At 74.2% G+C, this 2162-nt stretch carries 3 protein-coding genes; 2 read left to right on the forward strand and 1 reads right to left on the reverse strand.

Translation table 11 applies throughout. The annotated features are described in order from the left end of the window. Positions 1-39: 39 nt before the first annotated feature. Positions 40-549 (reverse strand): DoxX family protein, encoded by a 510-nt coding sequence (locus G5C65_RS35970; protein WP_165303253.1) that lies wholly within the window; start codon positions 547-549, stop codon positions 40-42. 147 nt (positions 550-696) lie between these two features. Between G5C65_RS35970 and G5C65_RS35975 the strand changes: the two genes are divergently transcribed. Together G5C65_RS35975 and G5C65_RS35980 are read left to right on the forward strand one after the other, a co-directional pair. Further along, positions 697-1155 carry a MarR family winged helix-turn-helix transcriptional regulator gene (locus G5C65_RS35975; protein WP_165303254.1) on the forward strand — a complete coding sequence of 153 codons (459 nt, stop codon included), beginning with the start codon at positions 697-699 and terminating at the stop codon, positions 1153-1155. A 134-nt stretch (positions 1156-1289) separates the two neighbouring features. Next, positions 1290-2123 carry a putative protein N(5)-glutamine methyltransferase gene (locus tag G5C65_RS35980; protein ID WP_165303255.1) on the forward strand — a complete coding sequence of 278 codons (834 nt, stop codon included), beginning with the start codon at positions 1290-1292 and terminating at the stop codon, positions 2121-2123. Positions 2124-2162: the final 39 nt, after the last annotated feature.

Genomic DNA, 2162 nt, shown 5'->3' on the forward strand with positions numbered 1-2162 from the left:
CGGGGGCCGCCGCCGGTGCGGCCCCCGGCTGCGGCACCGTCATGACTTGAACAGCAGCACGATGCCCGCGACCACCGCGCCGAACACCAGCGCGCCGGCGCCGTAGGCGAACCGGTGCTCGCGCACCACGGGTATCGCGCGGTCGGCGGCCCACTGGCCGGGCCCGGCCAGCGCGATGGCGGCGGCGCCGGCGCCGATCAGCACCGGGAGCTCGATGCCCCCGAAGAAGCCGTGGTCCCAGTCCTGGACCAGTACGTTGATCATGGTGCCGACGACGGCCGCGCCCGCGAGCGGGGTGAGCAGGCCCAGCGCCAGGCCGAGGCCGCCGAAGGTCTCGGAGAGCCCGGCGACGACGGCCATGGCCTTGCCCGACGGATAGCCGATGGACTCGAAGAACTGCGCGGTCCCGTCGAGTCCGCCGCCGTCGAACCAGCCGAAGAGCTTCTGGGATCCGTGCGCGGCGATGGTCAGCCCGATTGCGAGGCGCATGACCAGCAGTCCGGCGTCATAGGGCAGCCGGGGAGCGGCGGGGGCGTGGGGGGACGACATGAGCGGAGCCTCCTGTGGCCTCTTCGTTTGCGGTTCGTTTCCGGGTTCGTCGGTTCATTGCGAGGGACATCTAGTTCACATTTGAACCAGGGAGTACCGTGGACCGTAGCCGACGGTTTGAATTTGAACAACTCGTAGGATGGAACCATGACGGAGACCCGATGGCTCAACGAGCGCGAGATGACGGCCTGGCTCGGTTTCCTCCAAGCGACCATCAAGGTCCACCGGTATGTGGAGCACCAGCTCAAGGAGGACTCCGACCTCTCGCACGCGCAGTACGAGGTCCTGGTCAAGCTCTCCGCGGCCCCCGAGGGCGCGATCCGGATGACCGACCTGGCGAACGGGCTGTTCACGACCAAGAGCGGGCTGACCTACCAGGTGGGCCAGCTGGAGAAGCGCGGGCTGGTCCGGCGCCGCTCCTGCCCCACCGATGTGCGCGGCGTGCTCGCCGAGCTCACCCCGGAGGGGCACCGCGCCCTCCGGGAGGCGGCGCCCGGCCATGTCGAGGCGGTCCGCGAGGCCCTCATCGACGTGCTCGACGAGGAGGAGCTGGCCGTCCTGGGCCGGGCCCTGGAGCGGGTCGGCGCGCGCCTGCCTGTAGAGTGACGCGCACTGCGAACCGAGGAGGTGAGACCGATTTCCGCCAGATCAGGCCGGGTGCTGCTCTCACCGCTCGGCGCCGCCACCGGGTAGCGCGGCGCGGCCGGGCAGGGAGCCCCCCGGAGACGCGAAAGGCTCCCATGCCGCACGACACCCCTCCCTCCCCTTCCTCCTCTCCCTCCTCCCTGCTGCCGGATGTCTCCGCGACGGCCGCCCGGCTGCGCGCCGCGGGTTGCGTCTTCGCCGAGGACGAGGCCCGGCTGCTGCACGCGGACGCGCGGACGCCCGCCGGCCTCGACGCCATGGCCGAGCGCCGCGCGGCGGGCCACCCCCTCGAACACGTCCTGGGCTGGGCCGAGTTCTGCGGGCTGCGGATCGCCGTCGGCCCCGGCGTCTTCGTACCGCGCCGCCGTACCGAGTTCCTGGTGCGGCGCGCCGCCGAGCGGGCACCCGCCCGGGGGCCCGTGGTCGTCGTCGACCTGTGCTGCGGCTCCGGTGCCGTCGGCGCGGCGCTGGCCGCCACGCTGGAGGCGCGCGGGGCGCGCGCCGAGGTGCACGCGGCGGACATCGACCCCGCGGCGGTGCGCTGCGCCCGCGGCAACATCCCCCGGGTCCACGAGGGCGACCTCTTCGACCCGCTCCCCGAAGCGCTGCGCGGCCGCGTCGACGTACTGACGGCGAACGTGCCGTACGTGCCCACCGAGGCGGTGGGGCTGCTGCCCGCCGAGGCCCGCGAGCACGAGGCCCGGCGGGCGCTCGACGGGGGCGCGGACGGGCTGGACGTGCTGCGGCGGGTCGCGGCCCAGGCGCCCGGCTGGCTGGCCGCCGGCGGACGGCTCTGGGCCGAGACCAGCGAGCGGCAGGCGGAGCGGGCCGCGTCCGTCCTCGCGCGGGCCGGGCTCGTGCCCGCGGTCAGCGCGGACGAGGAGCTCGGGGCGACGGTGCTGTCCGGTGCCCGGGGGGACGTGCGCTAGGGGCCCTTCTGACGGATCTCCGCAGAGGCCCGCGCCCCC

This window comes from Streptomyces boncukensis (genome assembly GCF_011045075.1).
Taxonomy (GTDB): Bacteria; Actinomycetota; Actinomycetes; order Streptomycetales; family Streptomycetaceae; genus Streptomyces; species Streptomyces boncukensis.